We start from the raw sequence: 1,208 nt of genomic DNA, 5'->3' as shown, positions 1-1,208 counted from the left end.
AATCCCACGCGCGCCAGCAACTCGGTCAGCTACTTCCTGCCGCCGAACCTCGGCGGCTTCTACGGCCAGCTGATGTACGGCTTCCACGAGAAGACCAAGTACAGCCCGGGCCTGGCCACGCCTCACGCGGCCGACAACTCGCGCACCGGCCGCTACATCGGCGGCCGCTTCGGCTACGCCAACGGTCCGCTCGACGTTGCAGCGGCTTACGGCAGCAACACCGTGGGCGACGACTACTACGCCGGCACGACCACCAAGGTCAACACCTTCAACCTCGGCGCTTCGTATGACTTCGGTCCTGCAAAGCTCTTCGGCGAACTGTCCCACGCCCGCGAAAAGACCGATATCGACGGCGACTTCTTCGCCCGCCCGGCTTCCGTGGCATCGAACAAGCTCAATGGCTGGCTGCTGGGCGTGACGGTTCCGGTCGGTGCCGGCCTGATCCGCGCGTCGTACTCGGCCGTCAAGTACAAGTCGGGCGACAACAACCCGTTCTTCAACGAACCGAATCCGAAGGCCAACAAGCTGGCACTGGGCTACGTGCACAACCTGTCGAAGCGCACGGCCCTGTACGCAACGGTTGCCCGCATCAGCAACAAGAACGGTGCAGACCTGAGGGTCAGCCCCGATTTCAGCCCGAAGTTCATCAGCAACGACATCTTCACCCCGAAGACCTCGACTGGCTACGACTTCGGCATCCGCCACGCCTTCTGATCGAAGCCTGATTCCCAATGCTGGCTTCAGCCAGTTCGGATCAATCCCGTATCAAGCCGCCCAGCGCAAGCCGGGCGGCTTTTTGGCTTTGCTCAATTCGGGCGGCCACGCCTGCTTTGCAGCAATCCCACATTCATTTCTCCGCTCAGAACCGAAGCGTAGAAACGTTCGACCATGTTGACGCTCGTGCGCGCATTGCGCGCCAAGGTCAGCATGTCGATGCCCTGCCCGTACAAGAGCCGCAAGGTGATGGCGGTATGGCGCAGGCAATAAAGAGTCCTCGACTGGCCCTGCGGCCCTTTCTGGAGCGACGTCGCTTCCAGCGCCCAGTGGAAAAGAAAGTTGAGCACGGCCAGCGCATGCTCGCGGTTCTTCAATTGCGGCATGAAGATGTAGTCGTCCGCGCCGCCAAAGCCCTGCTCGCGGCGATGCGCGAGCAGGCATTCATAAACCCGCACGGCCGGGCGCAGGCTCACGATGGGCTGGCTGTGCCG

General features: G+C 62.3%; 2 protein-coding genes. One reads left to right on the top strand and one right to left on the bottom strand.

Annotated features, from left to right (window positions below; translation table 11 throughout):
- Positions 1-714: porin (locus tag AC1DOC_RS34300; RefSeq protein ID WP_478131656.1), on the top strand; the 714-nt coding region annotated here is incomplete at its 5' end.
- Between the two features lie 92 nt (positions 715-806).
- Here the strand turns inward: AC1DOC_RS34300 and AC1DOC_RS34295 are convergent.
- Positions 807-1,190: a hypothetical protein gene (locus tag AC1DOC_RS34295; RefSeq protein WP_478131655.1), complete on the bottom strand. Its 384-nt coding sequence runs from the start codon at positions 1,188-1,190 to the stop codon at positions 807-809.
- Between the last annotated feature and the right edge of the window lie 18 nt (positions 1,191-1,208).

It is taken from the genome of Variovorax sp. 01T439_2, assembly GCF_056398445.1.
This window is presented reverse-complemented; position numbering and strand designations above follow the sequence as displayed.